24 protein-coding genes and 1 pseudogene are annotated in these 23839 nt (G+C 65.2%); 13 read left to right on the top strand and 12 right to left on the bottom strand.

Annotation, left to right across the window (positions count from 1 at the left end; translation table 11 throughout):
- Positions 1-12: 12 nt before the first annotated feature.
- Positions 13-1587, top strand: coding sequence for an efflux transporter outer membrane subunit (locus tag E1956_RS28265; protein WP_134755453.1), 1575 nt, complete (start codon positions 13-15; stop codon positions 1585-1587).
- Here E1956_RS28265 and E1956_RS28260 read toward each other — a convergent pair.
- Positions 1562-2977: a heavy metal sensor histidine kinase gene (locus E1956_RS28260; RefSeq protein WP_134755451.1), complete on the bottom strand. Its 1416-nt coding sequence runs from the start codon at positions 2975-2977 to the stop codon at positions 1562-1564. The genes E1956_RS28265 and E1956_RS28260 overlap by 26 nt on opposite strands.
- Positions 2977-3654 carry a heavy metal response regulator transcription factor gene (locus tag E1956_RS28255; RefSeq protein WP_134757863.1) on the bottom strand — a complete coding sequence of 226 codons (678 nt, stop codon included), beginning with the start codon at positions 3652-3654 and terminating at the stop codon, positions 2977-2979. The genes E1956_RS28260 and E1956_RS28255 overlap by 1 nt, the downstream gene beginning before the upstream one ends.
- Before the next feature lie 146 nt (positions 3655-3800).
- Here E1956_RS28255 and E1956_RS28250 point away from each other — a divergent pair, with 146 nt between their 5' ends.
- The 3 genes from E1956_RS28250 (at position 3801) to E1956_RS28240 (ending at position 5193) form a co-directional block, all read left to right on the top strand.
- Positions 3801-4298 carry an SRPBCC family protein gene (locus tag E1956_RS28250; RefSeq protein WP_134755449.1) on the top strand — a complete coding sequence of 166 codons (498 nt, stop codon included), beginning with the start codon at positions 3801-3803 and terminating at the stop codon, positions 4296-4298.
- Complete coding sequence (locus E1956_RS28245) at positions 4295-4657, top strand: ArsR/SmtB family transcription factor (protein WP_134755447.1); 363 nt, start codon at positions 4295-4297, stop codon at positions 4655-4657. Before E1956_RS28250 ends, E1956_RS28245 begins: the two co-directional genes overlap by 4 nt.
- Before the next feature lie 287 nt (positions 4658-4944).
- Positions 4945-5193: a hypothetical protein gene (locus tag E1956_RS28240; RefSeq protein WP_134755445.1), complete on the top strand. Its 249-nt coding sequence runs from the start codon at positions 4945-4947 to the stop codon at positions 5191-5193.
- A gap of 15 nt (positions 5194-5208) precedes the next feature.
- Here E1956_RS28240 and E1956_RS28235 read toward each other — a convergent pair whose 3' ends face one another.
- Positions 5209-5673 (bottom strand): MerR family transcriptional regulator, encoded by a 465-nt coding sequence (locus E1956_RS28235; RefSeq protein ID WP_134755443.1) that lies wholly within the window; start codon positions 5671-5673, stop codon positions 5209-5211.
- Positions 5674-5741: 68 nt separating this feature from the next.
- Here E1956_RS28235 and E1956_RS28230 point away from each other — a divergent pair, with 68 nt between their 5' ends.
- Complete coding sequence (locus E1956_RS28230; RefSeq protein WP_134755441.1) at positions 5742-6977, top strand: NADH:flavin oxidoreductase/NADH oxidase family protein; 1236 nt, start codon at positions 5742-5744, stop codon at positions 6975-6977.
- 840 nt (positions 6978-7817) lie between these two features.
- Here E1956_RS28230 and modA read toward each other — a convergent pair.
- The 3 genes from modA to E1956_RS28215 form a co-directional block, all read right to left on the bottom strand.
- Positions 7818-8660 carry a molybdate ABC transporter substrate-binding protein gene (gene modA, locus E1956_RS28225; RefSeq protein WP_197732954.1) on the bottom strand — a complete coding sequence of 281 codons (843 nt, stop codon included), beginning with the start codon at positions 8658-8660 and terminating at the stop codon, positions 7818-7820.
- Position 8661: 1 nt separating this feature from the next.
- On the bottom strand, positions 8662-10791 hold the full coding sequence (locus tag E1956_RS28220; RefSeq protein ID WP_134755438.1) for a TonB-dependent receptor: 2130 nt from the start codon (positions 10789-10791) through the stop codon (positions 8662-8664).
- A 335-nt stretch (positions 10792-11126) separates the two neighbouring features.
- Positions 11127-11696, bottom strand: a complete 570-nt coding sequence (locus E1956_RS28215) for a helix-turn-helix domain-containing protein (RefSeq protein WP_134755436.1) — start codon at positions 11694-11696, stop codon at positions 11127-11129.
- A gap of 36 nt (positions 11697-11732) precedes the next feature.
- On the opposite strand from E1956_RS28215, the gene E1956_RS28210 reads away from it, so the two are divergent.
- The 3 genes from E1956_RS28210 to E1956_RS28200 all read left to right on the top strand — a co-directional run bounded on the left by E1956_RS28210 (position 11733) and on the right by E1956_RS28200 (position 13757).
- Positions 11733-12248 carry a GNAT family N-acetyltransferase gene (locus E1956_RS28210; RefSeq protein WP_134755434.1) on the top strand — a complete coding sequence of 172 codons (516 nt, stop codon included), beginning with the start codon at positions 11733-11735 and terminating at the stop codon, positions 12246-12248.
- Positions 12249-12405: 157 nt separating this feature from the next.
- Positions 12406-12885, top strand: coding sequence for a carboxymuconolactone decarboxylase family protein (locus tag E1956_RS28205; RefSeq protein WP_134755432.1), 480 nt, complete (start codon positions 12406-12408; stop codon positions 12883-12885).
- Complete coding sequence (locus E1956_RS28200; RefSeq protein ID WP_134755430.1) at positions 12882-13757, top strand: sigma-70 family RNA polymerase sigma factor; 876 nt, start codon at positions 12882-12884, stop codon at positions 13755-13757. Before E1956_RS28205 ends, E1956_RS28200 begins: the two co-directional genes overlap by 4 nt.
- A 16-nt stretch (positions 13758-13773) precedes the next feature.
- Here the strand turns inward: E1956_RS28200 and E1956_RS28195 are convergent, their stop codons facing one another.
- Complete coding sequence (locus E1956_RS28195; protein ID WP_028223112.1) at positions 13774-14709, bottom strand: LysR family transcriptional regulator; 936 nt, start codon at positions 14707-14709, stop codon at positions 13774-13776.
- Between the two features lie 271 nt (positions 14710-14980).
- Between E1956_RS28195 and E1956_RS28190 the strand changes: the two genes are divergently transcribed.
- From E1956_RS28190 to E1956_RS28180, 3 genes are all read left to right on the top strand, one after another.
- A complete protein-coding gene (locus tag E1956_RS28190; protein ID WP_134755428.1) occupies positions 14981-15928 on the top strand; it encodes a cupin domain-containing protein in 948 nt (315 codons plus the stop codon).
- Between the two features lie 192 nt (positions 15929-16120).
- Positions 16121-17170: a GSU2403 family nucleotidyltransferase fold protein gene (locus E1956_RS28185; RefSeq protein ID WP_134755426.1), complete on the top strand. Its 1050-nt coding sequence runs from the start codon at positions 16121-16123 to the stop codon at positions 17168-17170.
- Between the two features lie 151 nt (positions 17171-17321).
- Positions 17322-17894: a thioredoxin family protein gene (locus E1956_RS28180; protein ID WP_134755424.1), complete on the top strand. Its 573-nt coding sequence runs from the start codon at positions 17322-17324 to the stop codon at positions 17892-17894.
- Between the two features lie 150 nt (positions 17895-18044).
- On the opposite strand, the gene E1956_RS28175 is transcribed toward E1956_RS28180, so the two are convergent.
- Both E1956_RS28175 and E1956_RS47425 read right to left on the bottom strand, forming a co-directional pair.
- The gene (locus E1956_RS28175; RefSeq protein WP_134755423.1) at positions 18045-19088 is read right to left on the bottom strand and encodes an alpha/beta fold hydrolase; all 1044 of its coding nucleotides are present in this window, start codon (positions 19086-19088) and stop codon (positions 18045-18047) included.
- Positions 19089-19199: 111 nt separating this feature from the next.
- Positions 19200-19328, bottom strand: a complete 129-nt coding sequence (locus E1956_RS47425) for a hypothetical protein (protein WP_256377806.1) — start codon at positions 19326-19328, stop codon at positions 19200-19202.
- Positions 19329-19354: 26 nt separating this feature from the next.
- On the opposite strand from E1956_RS47425, the pseudogene E1956_RS28170 reads away from it, so the two are divergent.
- A pseudogene (locus E1956_RS28170) lies at positions 19355-19522 on the top strand (OsmC family protein); the annotation flags it as partial.
- A gap of 126 nt (positions 19523-19648) precedes the next feature.
- On the opposite strand, the gene E1956_RS28165 reads toward E1956_RS28170, so the two are convergent.
- The 3 genes from E1956_RS28165 to E1956_RS28155 form a co-directional block, all read right to left on the bottom strand.
- Positions 19649-20878, bottom strand: coding sequence for a metal-dependent hydrolase family protein (locus tag E1956_RS28165; RefSeq protein ID WP_134755421.1), 1230 nt, complete (start codon positions 20876-20878; stop codon positions 19649-19651).
- A gap of 11 nt (positions 20879-20889) precedes the next feature.
- Positions 20890-22218, bottom strand: a complete 1329-nt coding sequence (locus tag E1956_RS28160) for an MFS transporter (RefSeq protein WP_134755419.1) — start codon at positions 22216-22218, stop codon at positions 20890-20892.
- Between the two features lie 151 nt (positions 22219-22369).
- Positions 22370-23278, bottom strand: a complete 909-nt coding sequence (locus E1956_RS28155) for a LysR substrate-binding domain-containing protein (RefSeq protein WP_134757859.1) — start codon at positions 23276-23278, stop codon at positions 22370-22372.
- Positions 23279-23581: 303 nt separating this feature from the next.
- Here E1956_RS28155 and E1956_RS28150 point away from each other — a divergent pair, with 303 nt between their 5' ends.
- Positions 23582-23830 carry a hypothetical protein gene (locus tag E1956_RS28150; protein WP_134755417.1) on the top strand — a complete coding sequence of 83 codons (249 nt, stop codon included), beginning with the start codon at positions 23582-23584 and terminating at the stop codon, positions 23828-23830.
- Positions 23831-23839: the final 9 nt, after the last annotated feature.

The raw sequence follows: 23839 nt of genomic DNA, 5'->3' as shown, positions 1-23839 counted from the left end.
GCGAGGTCCATCATGCTCGACACTTTTTCCGCCCCGCTGCGCAGGATCGTCGTGGTTTGCACGGCGGCAACGCTGACCGCCTGCTCGACGTTACCCCATTACAGCGTGCCCGAGGTCGCCGTGCCCGCGCACTACGCAAGCGCGCCAACAGCGGCGTCAGGCTGGGCCGTCGCTGCGCCCGCCGACGGCCAGCCGCGCGGCCCCTGGTGGACCCTCTTTCAGGATGACGAATTGAATCGCCTCGAAGCGCGCGTGGACGTTTCGAACCAGACCGTGAAGCAGGCCGTGGCGCAGCTTCAGGCCGCCCGTGCGATGGTCGACTACCAGCACGCGGGCTACTCGCCCGTCGTGACGGCGGGCGTTGCGCAACAGCGCTACCGGACTTCGCAGAACGTGGTGGACCGCTCGCTCGCGGGCAAGACGATCCCCGACTATTCGGTGGGCGTGGGCGCGAGCTGGGAGCCCGACCTGTTCGGGCGTGTGAAGGACGCCACTGTCGAAGCGCGCGACAACGCCCAGGCGAGCCAGGCCGATCTCGAATCGGTGCGCCTCTCGGTGGCGAGCGATCTCGCCTCGGACTACTTCGATCTGCGCTCGATCGATCGCCAGAAGAAGCTGCTCGACGACACCGTGACCGCCTATGGCGCCGCGCTGCGCATCGTCCAGCAGCAGCTCGCCGATGGCGCCATCGACGCCTCGGCGGTCGCGCAGGCACAGACGCAGCTCGAAAGCGCGCGCACGGCGGACCAGGACATCGACGTGCAGCGCGCGCAGCTCCAGCACGCGATCGCGACGCTGATCGGCGAGCCGGCCTCGACGTTCACGCTGCCGCCACTGGTCGAACCGGCCATGGTGCCGGCGATTCCCGCGAGCGTGCCCTCCGCGCTGCTCGAGCGGCGCCCCGACATCGCCGCTGCCGAGCGCCGCGTGGCCGCCGCCAATGCGCGCATCGGCGAGGCGCACGCGGCCTTCTATCCGGATCTCACGCTCTCGGCATCGGCGGGACTCGAAAGCACGTTCTTCGCACCGTGGCTCACGGCGCCGAGCCTCTTCTGGTCGCTCGGCTCGCAGCTCGCGGGCACGCTGTTCGACGGCGGCCGGCGCGAGGCCACGCTCAAGGGCGCGAATGCGCAATACGACGCGTCGGTGGCCGCCTATCGGCAAACGGTGCTCACGGCGTTCCAGCAGGTCGAGGACAACCTCAGCGCGCTCGGCACGCTCGCGGGCGAAGCGGACAGCCAGCAGCGCGCAACCGCTGCGGCAGAGCTCTCGCTCAAGCTCACGACCAACCGCTACCAGGCGGGCGCCGTGAACTATCTCGACGTGGTGACGGCGCAGACCATCGCACTGCAGAACGAGCGCAACGAGGACCAGATCGCGCAGCGCCGGCTCGATGCGAGCGTGCATCTGCTCGAAGCGCTTGGCGGCGGATGGGACCGCGCGGCGCTGAACGGCAATAGCGAATCGCTCAAGGCCGACACTGCGGCAAATAGCAAAGCGAACAGCAAGGCCAATGGCAACGCCAACAGCGAGACAAAAAGCGAGGCTGCAAGCGAGTCCCTCAGCGCCGCACAAACGAAAGAATGAAGCGCGTGCCGGCGGCGTCGCTTTCCGCGCGCGCGCTGCCGCCGTGCAGCGTCATGATCGTGCGCACGATCGCGAGCCCAAGGCCCGCCGAGCCCGCCGCTTGCGGTTCGCTGTGGCGCGAGGCGTCCACGCGGTAGAAGCGGTCGAAGATGCGTTCGAGCAGCGCGGCGTCGATGGGCGGCCCCGGATTGGCCACCGTGACGTCGAGCGTCGCGGGCTCGAGCGCGGCGCTCAGCACGATCTCGCCGCCGCGCGGCGTATAGCGCAGCGCGTTGGCGAGCAGGTTACTGACCGCGCGCCGGAACAGCTCCTTGTCCGCGCGCAGCCGCCCCTCGCCCGTCACGCGGATGCGCACGCCGGCCTCGTCGGCCAGGCCCTCGAAGTAGTCGGCGATCTGCGCGAGGGCCTCCACGGCGTCGAATTCGGCGAGCGTCGTGATGAACTGCGGATGTTCCGCGCGCGCGAGAAAGATCACGCTCTCGATCATGCGTGAGAGCCGCGCGCACTCCTCCAGATTCGATTCGAGCAACGCCTCATATTCTGGCACCGTGCGCTCGCGCGCGAGCGCCACCTCGGTCGCGCCGCGCAGATTGCCGATCGGCGTGCGCATGTCGTGCGCGAGATCGGCCGTGTATTGCGACATGCGCTCGAAGCCGCCGTGCAGCCGCTCGAGCATCGCGTTGAGCGACTTCACGAGCGCATCGAGCTCGCTCGGCGCGTCGTCCACTTCGATGGCGGTATCGAGCCGGTCGACCGTGACCGTCGCTGCACGCGCGGCCATCTCGCGCAGCGGACGCAGCGACTCGCGCACGAGCAGCCAGCTCATCAGGAACGCGAGCAGCATGCCCGCGAAGCCGAATGCATAGAGCCGCTCGCGATAGTGGTCGAGCACGCGCCAGCGGTCGGACATGTCGCGCGCGATGACGACGGTGACGGGCGTGCCGTCGCCGAGCGTCGCGTCGGCGGCGAGCCCGCGCACCGGCACGTCGCGCGTGTTGCGCCACTCCTGCACGTCCGCTTCGACGATGCGTTGCGCCGCATCGAGGCGCGCCGCAAGCGGCGTGGCGGGAAACTTCCCGTCGGCAATGCCCTGCGTGTTGTGCTCGACGAGCGGCGCGCCATCGGCGCCGAGCACTTCCATGGCCAGCGCCGAATTGCCCAGCACCTGGCTCGTGAGACGCGGCGCGTGCTCGCGCACGTCCGCCACGTTGTGCAGCTCGGCGGCAAGCCGGCGCATGTGGCGGGCGATCAGCACGATGTCCAGATCGTCCTGCTGGCGGATTTCGCGGCCGAGCGTGAAGTAGAGCGTGCTGCCCACCAGCGCGAACACGGCGAGCGTGGTCCCCGCGAAACAGAGCGCGAGCGTCGTGGTCAGCGAGCGCGCCGCCATCAGGCGCTCTCTTTGATTTCGGCCACGTAGCCCACGCCGCGCACGGTGTGGATCAGCTTGACGGGATAGTCGTCGTCGACCTTGGCGCGCAGGCGGCGGATGGCGACTTCGACCACGTTGGTGTCGCTGTCGAAGTTCATGTCCCACACGTACGAGGCGATCTGTGTGCGCGTGAGCACTTCGCCCTGGCGGCGCACGAGCAGTTGCAGCAGCGAGAACTCGCGCGGCGTGAGGTCGATGCGCGCGGTGCCGCGGCGCACGCGCCGCCGCGTTACGTCGATTTCGAGGTCGCCCAGCGTCATCACGTCGGTCTCGCGCGGCGGACCGCGCCGTGCGAGCGTGCGCACGCGCGCGAGCAGCTCGACGAACGCAAACGGCTTGACGAGATAATCATCGGCGCCCAGCTCCAGCCCCTTGACGCGGTCGTTCACGTCGTCGCGCGCGGTGAGGAACAGTACGGGCGTGGTGTGCGTCGTGCGCAGCACCTTGAGCACCGACCAGCCGTCCATGGCCGGCAGCATCACATCGAGCACGATCACGTCGTACGCTTCTTCCCTTGCGAGTATCAGGCCTTCGGCGCCGTCCGCGGCCACGTCAACGGCGTAGCCCGATTCCTCGAAGCCTTTTTTCAGGTAGGCACCGGTCTTGGGTTCGTCTTCGATCACGAGAATCCGCATTGCCGCTCGTCCTTTCATCCATATGGCTCGATTGTATGCGCTCGCCCGCGCTCCAGGCTCACTCAAACGGCATGGAAATCACGCAACCCGCAGGTTGCAATTCCAGAAACCCCATGCTAGTCTTCATGCAACCTGGAGGTTGCGCTATGAGCTCTGTTTCTGACCGTATCGAAAAACGTATCGTCCTGCGCGCGCCGCGCGAGCGCGTCTGGCGCGCGATCAGCGAGGCCAGGCAATTCGGCACCTGGTTCGGTGTCGCCTTCGACGGCGAATTTGCGGCCGGCGCCCGCATCACCGGGCGTATCGCCCCAACCCAGGTCGATCCCGAGGTGGCGAAGCTGCAGGAGCCCTGTGCCGGCATTCCGTTCGATTTCCATATCGAGCGGATCGAGCCGATGAACCTGTTCTCGTTTCGCTGGCATCCGAACGCGGTCGACCGCAACACGGACTATTCGGCCGAGCCCATGACGCTAGTCGAATTCCGGCTGCAGGACGCGAGCGAAGGCACGCTGCTGACGATCACGGAATCGGGCTTCGATGCGATCCCGCTCGAGCGCCGGGCCAAGGCCTTCACGAGCAACGACGGCGGCTGGACGCATCAGTCGCAGCTCATCGCGAAGTACCTCGAGCGATTCTCATCGTGACGCACTCCTCATCAACTGCCGCCAAGAGGCTTCTCAGTGCGGCGCCTGTATTCGCGGCCCTCGGAGACCCGGCGCGTCTGCGGATCGTCTCGAGGCTGTGCGAGTCGGGGCCCCTGTCGATCGTGCGGCTGACCGAGGGCGCGGACATCTCGCGCCAGGCCGTGACGAAGCATTTGCACGCGCTCTCGGACGCCGGTCTCGTATGCAGCGAGCGTAGCGGCCGCGAAAGCGTGTGGCGGCTCGAGCCATTGCGGCTGGAGGAGGCGCAACGCTACCTTGGCCAGATCTCCGCGCGCTGGGATCAGGCACTCGTGCGGCTGGCGGCCCTTGTGGAGCGCGAGGATCGCGACGAGGCTTGAGCACGCTCGCTGTATTCAGGCCGCGCTCAAAAGCGGCTATGGGCTCGGGGCGCGGCCGGCGGGTTTAAGTGCCTTGCCCATAGATGATGATTTATCGTTACCGTAAAAAACATTAACTGTCGTAAATCGATCGCCCCATCTACGCTGTAATTGCACCGGTCGAGACAGGCGCAAACAGCAATCCCCTCGACAACACCCGACCGGCCGCAGACTGGGGAGCGCGAATGCGCGTGGCATGGGATGGGACCCGGCGCCGAAGTGCGCAGTCCCGTCGACAGGAGGCAAGCATGAACACCGGCGGAACGTCCCTGCATGACCTGGTGGACAAGTGGCTCGCGCCTGCTTCGCCTATGCGGGTTCACGTCGTCGCGTTCGGCCATCTGCGCGAAGGCGGAGGGCCTTATGTCCACGTAGAGGTTGCCGCTGCGAACGGCTCGCGCGCCATCTTTTTCTTTCGTCACGACGATGGGCGCTGGTGCGTATTTCCGCCCAGGCTGGCACGCCATGCGTCGAACCGCTACCTGCTTGCAGCCTGAAATGCTGACGCGCGCTCACGCGCCCCGAGCCCGCGCGGCCGGGGCGCGCTGCGCCGGCGCCCGCTTCTCGCGGCGCCCCTTTTCGGCAGCCGGCGCCGGCGTTTCGAGCCGGTCCACCTTGAAACACCGCCCCGCCGCCCATTCGGCCTCGAGCGCCTCGCGCACGCCCAGCAGCGCCGTGCGCTGCTCGTCGAGCCGCACGCGCAACGCGTCGATCTCGTGCAAGCGTTGCTCGATGCGCTCGAGCAGCCCTTCCTTCGAGAAGCCCTGCAATTGCTCGACACTCGCGCGCATGTCCTCGAGCGAAAAGCCGAGCCGCTGCGCGAGCTGAATCTGCCTCAACCGCTCCTCGGCCGCTGCGTCATAGATCCGGTACCCATTCGCGCCGCGGCTTGCCGGCGGCAGCAGGCCGCTTTGCTCGTAAAAGCGGATTGCCGAGGCGGCGATGCCCGTGCGAGCCGCCAATTCTCCAATCTTCATCGCGCTTGACCTTCAAGTGAACTTGAAACTTAGTATACGCCGGTCTCCAGCGCCGAAAAGGTCTTTCGATGGCAACCACACTGTTTACTCCGCTCACGCTGCCCAATGGCGGCACCCTGCCCAATCGCCTCGCCAAGGCAGCGATGGAAGAAAACCTGGCCGATGCCGGCCAACTGCCGGGCACGGCGCTGTGGCGCCTCTACGAGGCATGGGGCGCGGGCGGGACCGGCCTGCTGATCACGGGCAACGTGATGATCGACGCGCGGGCGCTGACCGGACCTGGCGGCGTCGTGCTGGAGCGCGGCACGCCGCTCGAACCGTTCAGACGCTGGGCGACCGGCGCGCGCAAGCACGGCGCGCGGATCTGGATGCAGATCAATCATCCGGGCCGTCAGGTCATTGCGGCGATGGGGCGCGATGCGTGGGCGCCCTCGGCCGTTCCGCTCGATATGGGGAAGCACAGCAAGATGTTTGCCGAACCGCGCGCGATGACGGAAGCGGAAATTCACGAAGTGATCGAGCGTTTCGCGGATACCGCGCGGGCCGCGGAGCAAGCCGGGTTCGATGGGGTGCAGATTCATGCTGCGCATGGTTATTTGCTGTCGCAGTTTCTCTCGCCGCTGACCAATCGGCGTGACGATGTGTGGGGCGGCTCGCTTGAGAACCGGGCGAGGCTGCTGCTTTCGGTTGTGCGTGCGGTACGTGAACGTGTTGGTGCTTCGTTTAGCGTGGCGGTCAAGATCAATTCCGCGGACTTTCAGCGCGGCGGGTTCTCCGAGGCGGACGCGCGGCAGATCGTGCTGTGGCTCAATGACGAGGCGGTGGATCTCGTTGAGCTGTCTGGCGGGAGTTATGAGAGTCCTGCGATGCAGGGGCGCACGGCGGATGGCAGGACGCTTGCGCGCGAGGCTTATTTCTTGACGTTTGCGCAGGAGATTGCCGCGGTTGCCCGGATGCCGATCATGACGACTGGGGGCATTCGGAGGAAATCGGTGGCCCAGGCCGTGCTGAAGCAAGGCGTGGCTGTTGTGGGTATGGCGAGTGCGCTTGCTGCGGTGCCGGATTTGCCGCGGCGCTGGCGAGAGGGGCAAAGTGTCGATGCGCCGGTGATTGCCGTGGGGTGGCGAGATAAGGCCATGGCTGGGCTGGCGACTATGGCGCTTGTCAAGCGCAGGCTGCGGGTGATTGCGGCAGGCGGGCTGCCGGGGAGTCGTTATTCGGCTGTTTATAGTCTTGTGGTTGATCAGATGCGGACGCGGAGGTTGACTGCACGGTATTTGCAGTGGCGGCAGGCGCGGGGTTGATGCTGGATTGATACGCGGGTTGACGCGTGATTTTCATTAGGTCGTTTGGAGTTCTGAGTTTTGGTGGGGCTCCATATGCGTTGGCCTTAACTTGTATTCGCGGCAGGCCGCAGGCGTTGCCCCTGTGCGGGGCGGCACCTACTTTTCTTTGCCGCGGCAAAGAAAAGTAGGCAAAAGAAAGCCGCTCAAACCGCTAGTGTGACGCAGTGGACCACTAACCTTATATCGGAGCGGCTCCGGAGCGTCTGTCACCACTCGCCGTTTATCGGAGTGACTAAGGGCTCATTCATCCGGCGGCGCTCCGCGCGCCGTGGGGCATTACCAATACCATTGGGATATACACGTATTCGTGGAACTACAGTGTATTCAAGTGGAAGCACTCTCGCATATCAGTAGGACTCCAGCATATTCGCCGGGAACTATTCCTGCGCAATCGCCAGTTTGCCCGGCAGAACTTCGCGCATTCGCCACGCAGCACGCCCGGTTTTCCTTGCATCCCCTTCCGCCCGCGCGTAGCGCGTGGCGGGATGGATGAGCCCTTTGTCACTTACGCGGAGTGTGCGAGGCGACGGATGCCCCGGAGCCGCTCCGATTGGAAGCGCAGTGGGGGACGGCGTCACACTAGCGGTGTGAGCCGCTTTCTTTTGCCTACTTTTCTTTGCGGCTGCAAAGAAAAGTAGGTGCCGCCCCGCACAGGGGCAACGCCTGCGGCCCGCCGCGAAAACAAGTTAAGGCCAAAGCCATCCTGGATCGACGCCTGGAAATCACACCCGTAAGCGTTGGAACACGCACGCGTAGAGCACGCGCAAAGACACCGCCCCGAGCGGCGGCCGCTCGCACCTACTGCCGCGCAACTGGCATAAACCCATACCTGGAAAGCACGTCCTGCGCCGCCGGACTCATCAGATACATCGCAAGCCGGTAAGCGGCACTACGCGTCGCGGCATTCTGCGGCGACTCAACCACAGTCATCCCGTAATCAACGGGAAAATCCAGATCGCCCGGCAATTCAACTTGCGTAAACGTCGTATCGCGCTTCAGTTCGTGCGAACTGCAATATCCGATAAACACATCGACATAGTGCATCGTGAGAAAGTACTTCACCGGACTCTGCCCGGCCGGCACAGGCGGCGCGACGGCCCCACCCACCAGTTGCCGCGCCTTCGCTTCCAGCGTCTGCGTGGCTCCCGGCCGAACCGTGCCGGCCTTTTCAAACAGCGCCCATGCGTAATCGCCGCCAGGGTCCGCCTTCGGCGTCGACGTGCCAATCTTGATGGCCGGATCGAGCAGCTTGTCGAGCAAGTTCGCACTGGTCAGCCCGACGTCGGGACGCGCCTCGACACACAGCCGATTTCGCGCAAATACGACAACGGGCGCAGCCTTCCCCTCCGACGCAAGCCGTTGCGGATGCGCCATGTTCGCGGAAACGAAAATGTCCGCCCCTCCCGAGTGCTCGATCTTCTCGAGCAAGGTCCCCGCGGGTCCGGTCACGAGTTGCACCGGCTGGCCGGTCTCGCTCGTGTACTGGCGCGTAATGGCGCCGAGCGCCCCGCTCATGCTGCCGGCCGCGTAAACCTTGATGGTTGGCACAGTGGGTGCCTGCTGGGCCACCGCGAGACAGGCGCTCATGCCGGTGACGGAAGACAGCAGCGCCTGAAGCAGGAAAGAAGACGTTTTTTTCATTTCAGAGATCGACCTGGATGGATGCGCGAACCGTGCGCGGTGCGCCGAGTGTGGCGGTGCCGCTATCGGTGCCGGTGTAGCCGTTCTGGCCGGCAGGTGTGATGTTGGCCCAGTAGTGGCGGTTGGCGACGTTGTCGACCCCCACTCGCAGCGCCACGGCTTTGCCGGCGATTTTTGTCAGGTAGCGCGCGCCGAGGTTGACGACCGTGTAGCCGTCGGCGTAATCGGTGTTCGAATAGTTCGCGGCGCGGCGGCTCGCGTAGTTCAAGTCCACGTTGAAGCCGAGGCCTGCCACGGTCGGCACCGAGTAATCGACCAGTGCGTCGAACACGACGCGCGACAGCCCGAGAATCTGCGTGCCCTCGGTAGCGGCCACACCGGTGTCGTGCAGACGCGGATCCAGCAGCGAAAGCCCCGCGTAGATGTTGATGTCGCGCGTGACGGCGCCCGTCGCGGTCAGCTCGATCCCGCGGTTCACCTGCTCGCCCTGCTCCGCATAGACGTTGTCGGCGCTCACCATGGCATAGGGCCGCTCGATCCGGTAGAGCGCCGCGCCCAGCGTGGCGCTGCCGAGATCGACCTTGTAGCCGAGCTCCCACTGCTTGCTGCGGTACGGAGCGAGTTCGTCACCCGCGTTGACGGTGCCCGACGGCGCAATATCGCCCTGCTGCAGACTGTCCGCGTAGGTGACATAGGCGGTCATGTTTTTCAGCGGCTTGTACATCAGGCTAGCCGTCGGGCTGAAGCCATCGGCGCTGTACTTGCTCTTGACCGCTCCCGCCGCGTTGTAGTTCTCGGCATGGATCCAGCTCTGGCTGGCAGCCAGTAGCGTCGACCAGTGCTCGTTGAAGCTGATCGTGTCGCCCACGCTGATCGCTTGCTGGAACGTGCCGACCGATCGATAGCGGTCCGAAAAATCCGGCAGCGTCGGCTCGGCAAAGATCGCCGGATTGCTGAGGTTGCCGGTGCCGAGCGTGATCGCACCGGTCTGGTATGGCGTATAGCGGTTCCAGTAGAAACCGGTGGTCGAGACGAACACGTCGTGCGTCATGCCGGCGAGCGCGACGTGGCCGTTCAACGCGATCGTGTTGCTGATGATCTGGTCGAGACTGTAGGTCGTCGTCGCGGTGGTTTCCGTGTACGCGCCTTTGTTATTGGTGAGCGTGAGGGTCGGCACGGTCGAGGCGCGGTCGTTCGTTTCGCGCTGCACGCCGGCGCTCAGGTGCCAGTCCTGATTGAAGTCGTGCTTCAGCGTCGCGCCCATCATGTTCGTGACGTTGTCATCACCGGCCCATGACTGGCCGAGCCCGACCGTTGCCGGGTTCGGCGCGGCGGGAAGCAGCACGTTCTTCGCCAGCGCGAAGGTCCCGGGGAAACCCGTGTCCAGGTAGTGGTACGTGCTGAAATTCGTTTCGAGCCGCGTGTCCGGCGTAAAGCGGATATCGAAGGCGAGGCTCGCGAGGCGTCTGCGCAAACGGCTGTCCGAGACATAGCCCTCGCCGTCCTGGTTGAGCAGATTGAGCCGGTAGCCGAAGCGGTCGTCGTTGCCGAAGTGGCCGCCAAGGTCGATATGCTCGGTCCACAAATCGTTGGACTCATAGCCTAGCGTGAATTCACGCAGGGGCTCATCGGTCGGACGCTTGAGCACGTAGTTGAACGTGCCGGCCGGGCTCGCCGGGCCGTAAAGCGCGCCAGAGAGTCCGTTCAGCACCTCGATGCGGTCGAACTGCTCGATCGGATAATCGGTTGTCGCGGCGATGTTCATGCCGTCAATGCGCGTGTTCTGGACGACGCCCGCCTGCATGCCGCGCGTCTGGGGCCGGATATTCCAGCCCTGCACCGAAGGAATATAGGTGAACGCCTCCTGCACGCTGCGCAGTTGCTGATTCTGGGCCAGCGACTGCGGAATGACGTCGATCGAATAAGGCGTATCGAGCAGCTTCTTTTCGCCGAGCGGCCCGACCACGGTCTGCTTGACCTGATACGACGGCCAGGTCACGGGCATGACGCCCGTGATGACAATTGGAGCAAGCTGGGCTTCGTTGTCCTGCGCCTGAGCCGGGAGGGCGGTGCCGATTCCTGTGGAGACGAGTGCGAGAGTGGGTAATGCGATGCGGGAGCGCGATGTCATTGCAATTTCTTTACGGAGCATATCGTTATATCGCTCGAAATATAACGTGAGGGGCAAGCCCCGACAAGGACGCGAGGCGCCGTTGTTGCAGTTATGCTGCGCGGATAGGCGAATACTGCTTATGTCAATGACGCAATAGTGGTCGCACTGGCGAACGGAGATGCCCGAGGGAAAACGGATCGATCAGGATTCCAAAATAAAATGCGCGAACTTATCGAGGCGGGACAGCGCCAGGTCCAGCGCACGCGGCGCCGACCTCAAGTTCTTCTTGCCGCCTCGACCGCTCTCAGGTCAAGCCGCAAGGCGACTTCACGAAAAACGCCTGAGCACGCAAATCACGCTTTCTGAAACACGACCACCGCATATCTGCACGTGCGCTGGCTTTCGTTCTTGAAGACGCAATCGCTCGGCGGCCCCAGTTCGAGGCAATCGCCCGCGCCCAGCTCGTGACGCTCCCCGCCTTCGATGAACACCAGATCGCCGGCCAGCACCCAGATCAATTGCCGGGTCTGCAAATAGGCCGACGCCGGCATCGGGATTTCCGCGGCCGGCGGCAGGTCGATCTCCACGAGGTTCAGCGGCGCCGCCGACTTCGGCGACACATGGCGCCTCACATACCCGCTCTGCGGATCGACCCACACCGGCTGGTCGGCCGCGCGCAGCAAGCGCCCCTCTTCGAGCTCCGCGAGCGCAAGCAGCGCCGACATGCTCATGCCGAACGCCCCGGCCAGCTTCGCCAGCAGCGACGCCGTCGGGCTGCTCTCCCCGCGCTCGATCTTGTGGATCATGGCCCGCGAGACGCCGGACTTGCCGGCGAGGTCGGTGAGCGACCAGCCGCGACCCTCGCGCTCGCCTCGAATGCGAGCACCGATCCGTTGATCTATGGTGTCTAATATCGTGTACACTCGATCCATTATAGTGGATTAGACGAAGGAGTTGCCATGGAAATCCGCGATGCGGGTCCAGCGGACATCGACGGTATCACGGCAATCTATAACGACGCCGTGCTGAACACGACCGCGATCTGGAACGATTTGATGGTCGACGCGGCCAACCGCACGGCATGGCTCGCCGACCGCCAAAAGGCCGGCTACCCGGTGCTGGTCGCCGTCGACGGCGACGGGCCCGTGCTCGGCTATGCCTCATTCGGCGACTGGCGTGCCTTCGACGGCTATCGGCATACGGTCGAGCATTCGGTCTATGTCCGCAACGACCAGCGGGGCCGGGGCATCGGCGTGGCCCTCATGCAGGAACTGATCGGCCGGGCGCGCGCGATCGGCAAGCACGTAATGGTGGCGGGCATCGAAGCGAACAATGCCGGCTCCATCGGGCTGCACGAAAAGCTCGGGTTCGAGCACGTGGGGCACCTGAAGGAAGTGGGCATGAAGTTCGGCGCGTGGCTCGACCTCGCCTTCATGCAGCTCAAGCTCGATACGCGCCCCACGCCCGATGCCTGACGCGCGGTGCGATGCGGTGTGATGCGGTGTATTGAGTCAGGCTGAACGCCTCCATCACCACGGCACCCGCACACCGAAAAATTTTTCGCCCCGATGTCACACGCGGGGCGGGCTAGCTCGTCATGTCAGTGGAACCCACACGAAAGGAGATGGAACCATGACTGCCAAGCTCGACCCGTTCACCGCCGCCCCCGCTCAAATGAAGTCCTGGATGGGCACCTCGCTTGCCGTGGCCGGCAGCCTCGACCCCAGCCTCGTCGCGCTCGTGGAGGTGCGCGCCTCGCAGATCAACGCATGTGGCAACTGTATTAACATGCACACGACCCATGCGCGCGAGGCCGGCGAGACCGAGCAACGCCTCTACCTGCTTTCCGCCTGGCGCGAGGCGCCCTGCTACAGCGAGCGCGAACGCGCGGCGCTGGCCTGGACCGAGGCGCTCACGCGCATCTCCGAAGGACACGATGCGATCGAGCGCGCCCGCGCCGCACTCAACGACCACTTTACGCAGGAGGAGCAGGTGAAGCTCACGCTGATGATCAACGTGATCAACGGCTGGAACCGTCTCGCGGTTGGCTTTGGCCTGTGGGCCGATCCGGCGGCGGCGAAGGCCATGGCGAAATCGGCTGCCGCCGCATGACGGACCCCGATCCCACTCACGCTGGCGATGCCTCAGACGCCGCGGCGAGCTTCGACCCGCTGCGGCGCAAGCTGATCCGCGTGGCGTACCGCATGCTCGGCTCCGTCGCGGACGCCGAGGACATCGTGCAGGACGCGTTCATCCGCTGGATGCACGCCGATCGCGCCGAGGTGCGCGTGCCCGAGGCCTTCCTGCGCCGCATGGTGATGCGCCTGTGCCTCGACCAGCTCAAGTCGGTGCGGCATCAGCGCGAAACGTATGTGGGACCGTGGCTGCCCGACCCCGTCGTCGAAGAGGACGAGCAGGAGGACGTCACGCTGCCGTTGATGCTCGCGCTCGAGCGGCTCTCGCCGCTCGAGCGCGCGGCGTTTCTGCTGCACGACGTATTCGGTCTCGACTTCGACGAGGTCGCGGCGACCATTCAGCGCGAGCCCGCCGCGTGCCGTCAGCTTGCGGCGCGGGCGCGCACTCACGTGCGCGAAGCGCGCCCGCGGTTTCGCGTGGAGAAAGAACGCGGCGTGGAGCTGGCGAAGGCGTTCTTCGCCGCATCGCGCAGCGGCGACATGAGCGCCCTGGGCGCGATGCTGGCCGCCGATGTGAGCCTGCATGCGGATGGCGGCGGCAAGCGGTCCGCCGCGGGCAAACCGCTGTTCGGCTTCGAGACCGTGATGAAGGTGCACGCATATCTGGCGGAGTTGTTCCGCAAGAACGGTTCGACGCTCGTGCGCGCGGGCTTCATCAACGGGCTGCCCGGCTTCGTGACGCTCGAGGCCGACGGCGAGCTGCAGACGACCGCGCTCGATATCGAGAACGGCAAGATCGCGGCCATCTATGTCGTGCGCAACCCGGACAAGCTGCGCCACCTGCACTAACTCGCGCTAACGTGCCTTAAGCCGACGGCTCCTGCCAATAGCCTTCGCGCGCGTAGAGACCCGCAAAGAAGTCGAGGAACGCGCGCACCTTCGACGAGACGGTTTTCTTGGGCGGATAGACGCCCCAGACGCCCGGCGTCGCGGTGGAGGTGCGCGCCTCCCAGCCTGGCAGCAACTGCACGAGCTTGCCTTCGCGCAGCGCGCCGCCCGCGGCCCATTCGGGCAGCAGCGCGACGCCCATGCCGGCGAGCGCCAGCGAGAGCACGGCCTCGGTGTCGTCCACGCGCAGGCGCCCGCCGAGCTTGACGGTGACTTCGCTCGCACTGCCGCGGCCCGACGGGCTCACGATGACCCACTTGTCCTCGGCGGTCAGCGGAAAACGGATCGCCTCGTGCGACGCGAGTTCCGCGGGCGTGGCGGGATGCCCGCGCCGCGCGAGGTAGGCCGGGCTCGCGCAGACGATGCGCCGGTGCGTGGCGAGCTGCCGTGCCATCAGTTGCGAGTCCGGCAGCACGCCGATGCGCACGGCCACGTCGATGCCGGCGTCGATGAGGTTCACGACCTCGTCGGTCAAGATCGCATCGACGTTGATCTTCGGGTAGCGCGCCATGAATTCGGGCAGATGGCGGATCACGTGCCGGCGTCCGAACGAGGTCGGCATGGTGACGCGCAGCACACCCTGCGGCGCGCTATTGAGCGACGAAGCGGCCTCGCGTGCCTCGTCGAGGCTTTGCATCACGCGCAAGGCGCGCTCGCGAAAGACGCGCCCGCCCTCGGTCAGGGTCAGGCCGCGCGTCGAGCGATTGAACAGCGCGATCCCAAGGTCGGCTTCGAGCTCGGAGATGTAGCGCGAGACCGTCGACGTCTTGACCTCGATCCGCTCGGCCGCCTTGCTGAAGCTGCCCAGCTCCGCAGCCTGAAGAAATGCCCGAATCGCCAAAAAATAATCGATCACCACCTTGCGCGCCTCCGCCCTCGTCCCGCCCTGTTCTTTCGGCCCGGCGATGGAACGGCCGGGCGTCGTCGTTGCGCATTCTACCCGGGCGGCCCGGTCCACGGCCCTCGATGGCAGCTATCCGCGCCACGCAAAACTGATTCCGCCGGAGCGCCATTCTGCGCGCTCCACCCCGCTCCTATAGTCCTGCTCATGCCGCTGCGCCCCACGATTCATTCAAGCAGCGAAACCTCCGCTCGACGAGCCCCACCTTCAAAGGAGTCAAAAGATGCAAACCCGGACCGATCCCTCGACGCTCAAGCTGAACGACGATGTCACGACACGCGAGGCCGAATACTTCGAATACACGTCGTCGGCCAATCCGATCGGGGCCCGTCTGATTTCACGCGTGCCCTACCGGTCGTTTCTCTCCTCGCTGTACGACGATGGCCCGACGCGCATCGTGCCGCTCGACCTCTCCGCCGAGTTGGGCTGCGACTTTCCGGCCACGGGGCCCGCGCTGCTCGCGAACTTCATCCGCATCGTCGCGGGCGAGCATGTTTCGGTGAACCCGAACGCGACTTCGCAGGTGTTCTACGTGCTCGAAGGCGCGGGGGCCGTGACGCAGGGCGACGCGGCCTTCCTGTTCGGCGCGGGCGACTTTTTCTCGCTGCCTGGCGGCAGCGAGGCTGTGCTCTCGGCGCAGACGACCGCCCGCCTCTACTACGTCAGCGATGCGCCCCTGCTCAGCTATCTCGGCACCACGGTCTCGCACGCGCGTTTCAGCCCCACGCTGTACCCCGCGCAACGCGCAAAGGCGGAGCTGGAGGCGGTGGCGAACGCGCCGGGCGCGAGCCAGCGCAACCGGATCAGCGTGCTGCTCGGCAACACCCACTTCCCGCAGACGCGCACGGTGACGCATTCGATGTGGGCCATGTTCGGCATGATCGGCCCGGGGACGATGCAAAAGCCGCACCGTCACCAGTCCATCGCGCTGGACTTCATCCCCGCAGCGAAACCGGGCGTCTACACGCTGGTGGGCACGGAGCTCGACGGGAGCGGCAATATCGTCGATCCGGTGCGCGTGGACTGGACGCCGGGCATGGCGTTCGTCACGCCGCCGGGCTACTGGCACGCGCACTTCAACGAGTCCGGCGACGACGCCTACGTGATCCCGCTCCAGGACGCGGGCCTGCAAACGTATCTGCGCTCGCTCGACATCCGCTTCGCGAAGTAACGCGGCACTCGGCGTGCGGTGAGCGGCGGCGCGTTGCGCCGCTGGCGGTGAGGCAAAGCCCGCCGGCGGCGGCGGGCGCATCTCCTGCGCCTGGGCAGCGCGGTTTTCAGTAATTATCGAAAAATTACTGAAATTTCCACTGCCAGCCGCTTTTCAGTAAAATATAAGAAATTACTGAAAACGGCTCCGGACATGCTCGGCTCACCCCTTTACCAACGTCACGACCAGGCTTTTTGCGCCCAGCTTGCGAACGTCGAGCAAGCTGCCGCGGCGCAGGACACGGTCCTCGTCGGCGCGCCGGGGACGATCCTCGAGCACAAGCGCGCCGGCCTCGTCTACTACGCCCGCCAGTTCATGAACCCCGAGGGCAAGAAGCAGGAGGAAAGCCTGGGTGGCCCGCGAGGCGACCCCGATGTGGAGGCGCGCGTGGAGACGATGCGCGAGCGCATCCTGCAAGGAAAGGACCTCGTGGGCCGCATCCGCGAACTCGCGAAGCTGGGCTTTCAGATCGCCGATAACAAGACCTACGCCACGATGGGGGTGCTGTACAACCACGGCCTTTTCCAGGCCGGGGCCGTGCTCATCGGCTCCCATGCCTACGCGGTGCTGCTCAACAGCCTCGGCATCAAGTCCGTGGCCTACGAGACCGAGGACGTCGATATTGCGCGCGCGCGGCAACTCGCGCTCCAGCATGTGCCCACGGGCGGGCTGCTCGCGATCCTAAAAGAAACCGGCATCGCCTTCGTGGAAGTGCCGCCGATGACGCGCGGCGCGCCATCGACCTCGTTCAAGCAAGCCGGCGCGACGCGCTTTCATGTCGACCTGCTCGTGCCTTCGGAGGACGATTCGTTCCCGACCATCGCGGTGCCCGAACTGGGCGCGCACGCAACGGGGCTCCCCTACCTCGCCTTCCTGCTCGGCAAGTCGCAGATGGGCACGCTCATTTCGAGGCACGGCGCGGTTCCCGTCCGGGTTCCAGACCCGGCGCGCTTTGCGATTCACAAGCTGCTGGTGTCGCGCTTGCGCACCAACATGCTCATCAAGTCGCAAAAGGACGTGCACCAGGCCTGCGTGCTCCTCGCGATGCTCGGCGACCACCGAAGCGGCGACATCGAGGACGCCTGCGCGGACCTGCCCGCATCGACCCGTGCTCTGGTGCGCCGCGCGCTGCCCGACGTGCGGCGCTTGCTCGAAGCGCATGAGGGCGCGATGGATGAGCTCGAAGCGGGCATTGGCGCTTGAGATTCTAGAGGCGCGCGGTGCCTGCTTTGTATCCCTGTGTATCCGGCGCGCGCGGCGACACACTACGTTTCAGATACGCGTGCCCGGGACATCTGCCGGATACGTGCGCGCGCTCCAATACGGTCGAACACCCAACCACGGAGATCCCGTCATGTTCGATCGACTCAAGATTGCGGCCGCCGTTGCCGCGTTTGCGGGGCTGGCCGCCACCGGCGCCTGGGCTGCCTTCGCATCCGACTCGAATCCCGCCGCCGAGCCCGCGGCCGTGCAGACCGGTGCGAGCGCGCCCGACTTCACCGGCACCGGCGCCTGGCTCAATAGCGCGCCGCTCGATCTGAAGCAGTTGCGCGGCAAGGTCGTGCTCGTCGAATTCTGGACCTTCGATTGCATCAATTGCGCGCATACGGTGCCCTATGTGAAGGACTGGTACGCGCGCTACCGCGACAAGGGGCTCGTGGTGGTCGGCGTGCATACGCCCGAATATCCGTTCGAGCGCGACACGGGCAATCTGAAGAAGGCGGTCGCGCGGTTCGGCATTCAATATCCCGTCGTGCAGGACAATCAGTATGCGACGTGGAATGCCTATGGGAACCAGTATTGGCCCGCGCTTTATCTCATCGACAAGAACGGCAAGGTGGTTTATCGGCAGGTTGGTGAGGGGCACTATGAGGAGACCGAACAGGCCATTCGGGGGCTGTTGGGGGTGGATGGCAAGCAGGGTTGAAGTTGAGGAGGCGATTCGCGATTCGCAATTCGCCTCGTGTCTGATCCAGAAAAAGGAATGGCGCGCCGTTCACGCGGCGCGCCATTCCTTTTGCCAGAGTATGAGATTCAATTCACTGCGCGCCCATAACGAGCGCGCAGCGACCCCGCATCACAAATGCGTCACCTGCAAAATAGCCTCGGCGAAAGCCTTCGGCGCTTCCTGCGGCAGGTTATGGCCAATGCCGCCGCCAATATCCCGGTGCACATACTTGCCCGTGAACTTCTTCGCATAGGCCGCCGGCTGCGGATGCGGCGCGCCATTGGCATCGCCTTCGAGCGTGATCGTCGGCACCGCAATGGTTGGCCCGGCGGCAAGCCGCTGCTCGATGCCGTCGAATTTCGACTCCCCCTGCGCGAGGCCAAGACGCCAGCGATAGTTGTGAATGACCACCGCCACGTGATCGGGATTCTGGAACGCGGCAGCCGAGCGCGCGTAGGTCGCATCGTCGAAGTTCCATTTCGGCGATGCCAGTTGCCAGATCAGCTTGTTGAACGCGTCGCGGTTCGCCGCGTAACCCTGCGCGCCGCGCTCGGTCGCGAAGTAGTACTGATACCACCACTGCAGCTCGGCTTGCGGCGGCAGCGGCTTCTTGTTCGCCTCCTGGCTGCCGATCAGGTAGCCGCTCACGGAGACGAGGCCCTTGACCCGCTCGGGCCACAACGCGGCGATGGTGTCCGCCGTGCGCGCGCCCCAGTCGTAGCCGCCAAGCACGGCCTGATCGATCTTCAAGGCATCCATGAGCGCGACGATGTCGACGGCGGTCACTGCCTGCTGCCCGTTGCGCGGCGTGTCCGCCGAGAGAAAACGCGTCGAGCCGTAGCCGCGCAGATATGGCACGATCACGCGATAACCGGCTGCGGCCAGCATCGGCGCGACTTCGACGTAGCTGTAGATGTCGTAAGGCCAGCCATGCAGCAGCAGCACCGGAGGACCGTTCTTCGGCCCCGCTTCGGCGTAGCCCACGTTGAGCACGCCAGCGTCGATCTGCTGAATGGGCCCGAACGAAACACCGCTACCTGTGCGCGTGTTCGGCGCTGCGCCGTCCGGCGTCTGTGCACGGGCAATGCTGCTCAAGCCAAGTTCCGCGAGGCTGAGGCTCGCCAGCGTAGTGCCGAGAAGCCGGCGACGGCGGACATTGACGGGATCTGACATGACTCGTTTCTCCTGTTTAGATGGGATGAAGCGCTGCAACGGTTTTATAGCCGAATCATGTGAAGGCTTTGTATCTCACTGTATCTGCCCGATCCTCGTACACACAACGAATCAATAACGGCGCTCCTGAGAACATGCCGGATACATCGGCCCGTTCCAATGCGTCAACGGTGAAATCCACGCGAAGGCTTCCAGGAAGTCCCGCACGCCGACCAGATCACGCCGCTCCAGGTCCATCATTCAACGCGCTTCATGTGGAATTCACCATGAGCCAGGCACCAGATGGTCCGTACACGGGCAAGACGCACACCACCGGCGGCCATGACGGCGCATCCCACAGTTTGGACGAACAGCTTGAAGCGAAACTCTCGTCGCCGGGTTCGAGCGCGCCGGGCACCCATCCGGAGCAGTCGTTCGGTGCGGGCTGGTCGGCTCAGGCGTGATCCCAGCCGCAATCATGTTGCGTGAGCAATAAAAAGAAACGGGGCGGCCTATCTGCCGCCCCGCTTCTGCGCTTCCCCAACGACGCGACTCAACTCCGGGAGTCGCCCCGCCGGCCCTCAAGCGCCCTTCACCACCTTGCCCCGCTGCACGACATATTCCACGCGCTCGCCGTCATTGGCCACTACGCCGATATCGGCGAGCGGATTGCCGTCGAGCACGAGCACGTCGGCAATCGCGCCCGCGGCGATCACGCCCAGCTCACCCTTCATGTTGACGATGTCGGCGGCCACGCTCGTCGCGCTGCGCAGGGCCTCCAGATTGCCGAGCACCTCGGCGCGAATGCGGAATTCTCCGCACTGGAACGCATGCATCTCGCCGAGCAGGTCCGAGCCGAATCCCATCGGCACGCCCGCCTTCGCATAGAGCTCCAGCGATTCGCGGCCCGCGCGCTGCACGCTGGCCACCTTCGCCACCGAATCGGGCGGCAACCCGAACTGCGCGCCGTGTTGCGCGAGTGCGTCATAGGTCACGAGCGTAGGAACCACGAACGCGCCATGCTCGCGCATGACCTTCGCCGCGGCTTCATCGACGAGATTGCCGTGTTCGATCGTCCGCACGCCGCAGCGCACGGCGCGCGCAATCGCGCGAGCGGTGTAGGCGTGCGCCATCACGTAAGTATTGGCCGCTTCGGCTTCGCCGACGATCGCGCGGATCTCGTCTTCGGAGTACTGCGTATTGGAAATGGGATCGACCGGCGAGGCCACGCCGCCCGAGGCCATGATCTTGATCTGCGTGGCGCCCTTCTGGATCTCCTCGCGCACGGCGAGGCGCACGGCGTCCACGCCGTCCACCACGCGCGCAATCGCGCCCGTGCGGAAGCAGCACGAGCACGGTTCGAGCAGATCGCCGCGCGGGCGGAAGTCGCCGTGGCCGCCCGTCTGCGAGAGCGCCTTGCCGGACGGGAAAATGCGCGGCCCCGGCACGAGCCCCGTCTCCACAGCCTGCATCAGCGCCCAGTCGGCGCCGCCCGCGTCGCGCACGCTCGTGAAGCCGCGCGAGAGCATGGCCTGCATGATCGGCAGCGCGCGTATGGCCGCGAGGATGTTCGGCTGTCCGGCGTTGGCGCCCAGATTCGCGCTGGAGGCGAGCACGTGCACGTGGCAGTCGATGAAGCCGGGCATCACGGTCTTGCCGCGCGCGTCGATCACGTGCGCGTTGGGATAGTCGACCGGGCGGTCCGTCACTTCGACAATGCGATCGCCCTCGATGATCACATGATGATGTTCGAGCAGCACCCCTTGCACGAGGTCGAGCACGTTGCCGCCCTGAATGATGGTGATGGACATATTCGTCATCCTTATTGAATTGCGGCACCCGCACGCTGGGTGCCGTATCGCACGTCCTTGACGAAGAACGTGCCGACCAGACTGATCGCCGCCGCGACGATCACATAGAGCGCGGGCGCCATGTTGCTGCCCGTGCGGGCGATCAGCCACGTGATCAGGAACGGCGCGAAGCCGCCGAAGATCGTGACCGCGAAATTGTAGGCAACCGATAGCCCTGTCGAGAGCACGCGGGTGGGAAAGAGCTCGGCGAAGGCGGCGAGGATCGGCCCGGTATAGACGGCAATCAGCACGCCGAACACGGCCTGGAACACGAGCATCGACGTGAGCCCCGGGGCGTGATTGATCCACGCGAACATGGGCCACGCGAGCACCAGGATCGCCAGCGCGGCGCCGCTGAGGAACACGCGCCGGCCCCAGAGATCGGCGAGCTTGCCGACCACGGGCGAGCAGCACATGATCATGAGGCCGCCCACCATGCCGGCGAAGAAGCCCGTCGATTGCGGCAGGTGCAGCGTGCGGACCGAATAGGTCGGCATATAGAACAGCAGCACATAGGTGCAGACGGTCCAGAGTATGACCATCGAAAAGCTCGCGAACGTCTCACGCGGAAAGCGCGCGAGCACCTCCTTGAGCGGCGAATGCTCCTTGCCCTGCTCTTCGATGGCGCTGAACGCGGGCGTTTCGTCCATCTGGCTGCGGATGAAATAGCCCACCGGCCCGACCAGGATGCCGATCAGGAATGGCACGCGCCAGCCCCAGCTATACAGCGCCTGCGTGTCGAGCGAGGTCGTGACGAAGGTGCCCGTGGCCGCGCCCAGCAGCACCGCGAAGCCGATGCTCGACTGGATCCAGCTCGAGTAGTACGCGCGCTTGCCGGGTGGCGCGTACTCGGTGAGAAACGCCGTGGCGCCGCCCATTTCGCCGCCTGCCGAAAAGCCCTGCAAGAGCCGCGCGACGACGATCAGGAGCGGCGCCGCAATTCCCGCCTGATCGTAGGTGGGCGCGAGTCCGATGAGCGCCGTGCCGAATGCCATCAGCAGGATCGTCAGCGAGAGCGCCGCCCTGCGGCCGACCTTGTCGGCATAGACGCCCAGCACGATGCCGCCCACGGGGCGCATGACGAAGCCCACGCCGAAGGTCGCCACGGTGAGCAGCACGGAGCTCAGCTCGTTGCCCGTGGGAAAGAACAGTTTCGCGATGATGACGGCAAAGAAGCTATAGACCGTGAAATCGAACCATTCGAGGCCGTTGCCGAGCACGGTCGCGATCACGGCGCGGCGCCGCTGCCGCGCGGCCAACTGGACAGAGGGCACTGCGTTCTGCGAAAGCGTTCCTTGCATCGTCTCCTCCTTTTTCTGGGAAAAAGCCGGGGCTTGCCCGCATCATCGACATGCTAAGGACAAGCGCGCTTGTTTCTGAAACGAAAGATTCGCATGCATGCATGCGCTGAGCGCATGCGAGGTGCTTTGGGGTGGTGCTTGCAGGTGATGCCTACACTGGCATTTGAGCCTGCGCCTGCTCGAACAGCCAGCGCGTGAAAATGCGCGCCGCCTGGTTCTCCACGCGATCGTTGGGCGAGAGCACGTAGTAGCCGCCGCCGTGGCTGGCCGCTGCCGGCGTGACGCGCACGAGCAGGCCTTCGTTCAGGCAGGCGTCGATCATGTAGCGCCACGCCAGCGCGACACCCTGGCCAAGAATCGCCATCTGCACGATCTGCGGGTAGTGGTTGATCGTGACGCTGCGCGGCGCCTTGGGCATGTCCACGCCGTTCAGGCCGAGCCATTCGGGCCACGACATCCACTGGCGTTGCCCGTCTTCGAGCAGCAGCAGCGTTTCGTTCGCCAGATCGCCCGCATCGAGCGTGCGGCCCGCCAGATACGCGGGCGAGCAGACGGGAAAGACCTCTTCGTGAAAGAGCCTGCGCGCGGTATAGGACGCGGGGGCTTGGTGGCGCACGTAGTAGACGCCCACGTCGAATTCCGCGGGCGACATCGAAGCGAGCCCATCACGCACGATCAGGCGCAGCTTGATGTTCGGAAATGCCGCGCGGAACCCCGGGAGCCGCGGCGTCAGCCAAAGGACCGAGACGCCCGACGAGCACGCGACGGTCAGTTCCAGGTCGCCGTAATGCTTCATGACGTCGAGCGTGGCTTCGGCGCATTGCGCGAGCAGACGCTGAACCTGCGCCGCATATTGCTCGCCCGCAATCGTGAGGCGCAATGAGCGGTGCTCGCGCACGAACAGCGAGCGCCCGAGGAATTCCTCGAGTTGCTGGATCTGGCGGCTGATCGCGCTTTGCGTCAGGTGCAGCTCGCTGGCCGCGCGCGTGAAGCTCGCATGCCGCACAGCGGCTTCGAAAGCGACCAGACATTGAAGAGGCGGCAAGGGCGTGATGCGCATGGCGGGTGCAAGCATTGATTGCAATTCCCGCATGATAGAGCCTCGCCGCTGCCGCGCACGGCAAACGCTCGCCCGGGTTGTCCTCAATCGTGCACTGCGCCTTTTAACAAGGCTTATGCGCACGCGTTCGCGGTCACAACGCCGTGCAACCGATGAGCCACATCGCCCCGGGGCGCGCTGTTCCAGCTTGAGCGGGCGTTACGCATTGCGCGAGCGGCCGGGCAAAATCGACGACAATGAGCGAACCCACTTTGAGCGCGCGCGATCAGCCCACAGACGGCGCGCGAGACCGGAGATCATGCCATGCCACCGATACCCGACTACTGGTTCCCGGCCAAGCGCCACGGCTGGGGCTGGGGCCTGCCGATCCGCTGGCAAGGATGGGCGATTCTGATCGCCTACTTCGCGCTGATCGGCGCAACCGCACGCTTTGCCCCGCCGGACCATCATCGCTCGACCTTCATCTTGCTGGTCGTGCTCTACAGCGTCGTCCTCCTCTTCGTGTGCTGGCTCAAAGGCGAGCCGCCTCGCTGGCGCTGGGGCGACGATTGAGGCCGCTCA

The organism is Paraburkholderia pallida, from assembly GCF_004524855.1.
GTDB lineage: Bacteria > Pseudomonadota > Gammaproteobacteria > Burkholderiales > Burkholderiaceae > Paraburkholderia > Paraburkholderia oxyphila.
This window is presented reverse-complemented; position numbering and strand designations above follow the sequence as displayed.

Bases quoted from the DNA above. Each gene is read 5' to 3' on its own strand.
- E1956_RS28265 (WP_134755453.1), top strand. From the start codon at position 13: ATGCTCGACACTTTTTCCGCCCCGCTGCGCAGGATCGTCGTGGTTTGC.
- E1956_RS28260 (WP_134755451.1), bottom strand. From the start codon at position 2,977: ATGGCGGCGCGCTCGCTGACCACGACGCTCGCGCTCTGTTTCGCGGGG.
- E1956_RS28255 (WP_134757863.1), bottom strand. From the start codon at position 3,654: ATGCGGATTCTCGTGATCGAAGACGAACCCAAGACCGGTGCCTACCTG.
- E1956_RS28250 (WP_134755449.1), top strand. From the start codon at position 3,801: ATGAGCTCTGTTTCTGACCGTATCGAAAAACGTATCGTCCTGCGCGCG.
- E1956_RS28240 (WP_134755445.1), top strand. From the start codon at position 4,945: ATGAACACCGGCGGAACGTCCCTGCATGACCTGGTGGACAAGTGGCTC.
- E1956_RS28235 (WP_134755443.1), bottom strand. From the start codon at position 5,673: ATGAAGATTGGAGAATTGGCGGCTCGCACGGGCATCGCCGCCTCGGCA.
- E1956_RS28230 (WP_134755441.1), top strand. From the start codon at position 5,742: ATGGCAACCACACTGTTTACTCCGCTCACGCTGCCCAATGGCGGCACC.
- modA (WP_197732954.1), bottom strand. From the start codon at position 8,660: ATGAAAAAAACGTCTTCTTTCCTGCTTCAGGCGCTGCTGTCTTCCGTC.
- E1956_RS28220 (WP_134755438.1), bottom strand. From the start codon at position 10,791: ATGACATCGCGCTCCCGCATCGCATTACCCACTCTCGCACTCGTCTCC.
- E1956_RS28210 (WP_134755434.1), top strand. From the start codon at position 11,733: ATGGAAATCCGCGATGCGGGTCCAGCGGACATCGACGGTATCACGGCA.
- E1956_RS28205 (WP_134755432.1), top strand. From the start codon at position 12,406: ATGACTGCCAAGCTCGACCCGTTCACCGCCGCCCCCGCTCAAATGAAG.
- E1956_RS28200 (WP_134755430.1), top strand. From the start codon at position 12,882: ATGACGGACCCCGATCCCACTCACGCTGGCGATGCCTCAGACGCCGCG.
- E1956_RS28190 (WP_134755428.1), top strand. From the start codon at position 14,981: ATGCAAACCCGGACCGATCCCTCGACGCTCAAGCTGAACGACGATGTC.
- E1956_RS28185 (WP_134755426.1), top strand. From the start codon at position 16,121: ATGCTCGGCTCACCCCTTTACCAACGTCACGACCAGGCTTTTTGCGCC.
- E1956_RS28180 (WP_134755424.1), top strand. From the start codon at position 17,322: ATGTTCGATCGACTCAAGATTGCGGCCGCCGTTGCCGCGTTTGCGGGG.
- E1956_RS28175 (WP_134755423.1), bottom strand. From the start codon at position 19,088: ATGTCAGATCCCGTCAATGTCCGCCGTCGCCGGCTTCTCGGCACTACG.
- E1956_RS47425 (WP_256377806.1), bottom strand. From the start codon at position 19,328: ATGATGGACCTGGAGCGGCGTGATCTGGTCGGCGTGCGGGACTTCCTG.
- E1956_RS28165 (WP_134755421.1), bottom strand. From the start codon at position 20,878: ATGTCCATCACCATCATTCAGGGCGGCAACGTGCTCGACCTCGTGCAA.
- E1956_RS28160 (WP_134755419.1), bottom strand. From the start codon at position 22,218: ATGCAAGGAACGCTTTCGCAGAACGCAGTGCCCTCTGTCCAGTTGGCC.
- E1956_RS28155 (WP_134757859.1), bottom strand. From the start codon at position 23,278: ATGCGCATCACGCCCTTGCCGCCTCTTCAATGTCTGGTCGCTTTCGAA.
- E1956_RS28150 (WP_134755417.1), top strand. From the start codon at position 23,582: ATGCCACCGATACCCGACTACTGGTTCCCGGCCAAGCGCCACGGCTGG.